The 2,271-nt window shown below is 63.5% G+C and carries 2 protein-coding genes; both read left to right on the top strand.

Annotated elements, in window-relative coordinates; genetic code table 11:
• Positions 1 to 819 (top strand): IclR family transcriptional regulator (locus tag AC1D1P_RS21375; RefSeq protein WP_477674349.1); only part of this gene is annotated, 819 nt, incomplete at its 5' end.
• A gap of 271 nt (positions 820 to 1,090) precedes the next feature.
• Positions 1,091 to 2,271, top strand: a 1,181-nt coding sequence (locus AC1D1P_RS21380) for an ATP-dependent helicase (protein WP_477674350.1), incomplete at its 3' end; no start/stop codon positions are given.

Below are 2,271 nucleotides of genomic sequence, written 5' to 3' on the forward strand. Positions count from 1 at the left end.
AACGACGCCGGCGCCACCGCACCCCCGCCTCTTGCCGACGACCGCTACCGGGCACCGGCGCTTGATAAGGGCCTTGACATCCTTGAGTTGCTGGCTCGCCAGCCGCAGGGCCTGACGCGCGCGGAGATCGTCAAGGAAATGGACCGCAACGCGAGCGAGATCTACCGCATGCTGGAGCGGTTGGTGGCACGGCAATATGTCATGCGTTCGCTCTCGGGCGACCGCTATTCGCTGAGCCTGAAACTCTTCACGCTGGCGCACATGCATCCACCGCTCAACCGGCTGGTGACCCAGGCCATTCCCATCATGGAGGCCTTTGCGCACAAGGCTGAGCAGGCCTGCCACATGGGCGTTTACGACCAGGGCAATGTGCTGATCACCGCGCAGGTCAACGGCCCCGGCACCTGGAGCATGACGATCCGCGTGGGCGTGCATGTCGGGCTGGTCGATACCGCCTCGGGCCGGGTGTTGCTGGCTTTCGCAGATGCCAGCCAGGCTCAGCAAATGCTGGCCCAGCACACCGCACTCGAAGGCGAAGTGCCGATCGGGTCCGATGCATTGGCTGCCGCCCTCGGTGTCATCCGGGAGCAAGGCTATTTCGAGCGCGACAGCCTGCAGTCTTTCGGCGTGGCCGATATCTCCTGCCCCATCTTCGGGCCCGACCACAGCGCCCTGGCCGCGTTGACCTGCCCTTACGTGCGGCGCATAGACCGCCACGTCGGCCCCGACCAGAAAACCGTGCGCCTGCTACTGCAGCAGGCAGCCCAGGCACTGTCGTTGACGCAAGGTGGGTTCGCCCCGGCGAGCCGGAACGCATGAAGCCGTGCTTGCTCGTATGCTATTGATTCGATAGCTGCTTGCGCAGACCAGCATTGCGCCGCAAGCATTTATTGCTTGAATCCGGGGCTTGGGGTGGTTCCGTGCGGGCGCGGTCTTTTTTCATCCAGCCAAAGCGCCCGGCATGAAACCGGCAGCCTGGGCCAAGCCACGTTGCCTGCCCCAAAGGGGGCAGCCGCTATGATTTGCCGTTCACCGGCAGTACCTGACAAGGCCGGTCCCGCGCATTTTTCCCCTGGAACCGATTCTTTTCATGACCCACGGCCTGAACCTCGCCCAACAAGAAGCCGTGAACTACCTGCATGGTCCCTGCCTGGTACTGGCGGGCGCAGGTTCCGGCAAGACGCGGGTTATCACGCACAAGATAGGCCGGCTGATCCAGTCCGGCCTCAAGCCCGAACAGATTGCCGCGATCACCTTCACCAACAAAGCCGCCGCCGAAATGCGCGAGCGGGCCAAGGCGCTGATCGGCAAAAGCGCCAAAGGCGTGCTGGTCTGTACCTTCCACGCGCTGGGCGTGCGCATGCTGCGCCAGGACGGCGCGGCGCTGGGCCTCAAACCCCAGTTCTCGATTCTCGACAGCGACGACGTGACCAGCATCATCAAGGACGCCGGCGGCAGCACCGATGCGGCCACGGCGCGGCAATGGCAATGGACCATCAGCCTGTGGAAGAACATGGGCCTCAACGCAGCCGAAGCCCTGGCGCAGGCCAATGGCGACGAAGAGCGCGCCATTGCCCGCGTCATGGCGCACTACGAAGAGCGCCTGACCGCCTACCAGAGCGTCGACTTCGACGACCTGGTCGGCCTGCCGCTCAAGCTGCTGCGCGAGCACGACAACGTGCGCGAAAAATGGCAGCAATCGCTGGGCCATGTGCTGGTCGACGAATATCAGGACACCAACGCCACGCAGTACGAGATGCTCAAGCTGCTCGTCGGCCCGCGCGGCCGCTTCACCGCGGTGGGCGACGATGACCAGTCGATTTACGGCTGGCGCGGTGCCACGCTGGACAACCTGAAAAAGCTGCCGCAGGACTATCCCAACCTCAAGGTTGTGAAGCTCGAGCAGAACTACCGCTCCACCAGCGCCATCCTGCGCGCGGCCAACAACGTGATCGGCCCCAACCCCAAGCTGTTTCCCAAGACGCTGTTCAGCGAGCTCGGCGAAGGCGAGCCGGTGCGCGTGATCGATTGCGACAGCGAAGAGCACGAAGCCGAGCGCGTGGTGGCCCGCATCCAGAGCCTGCGCGCCGAAGGCAGCTTGCAGGCAGAAGGCGGGCAGTACAAGGAGTGGAAAGATTTTTGCGTGCTGTACCGTGCCAACCACCTGGCCAAGCCTTTCGAGAAGGCCTTTCGCAAAGCCAACATTCCGTACAAGGTCTCGGGCGGTCAAAGTTTTTTTGACCGTGCCGAAATCAAGGACCTGTGCTGCTG

This window comes from Polaromonas sp. P1_E1_2 (assembly GCF_056406035.1).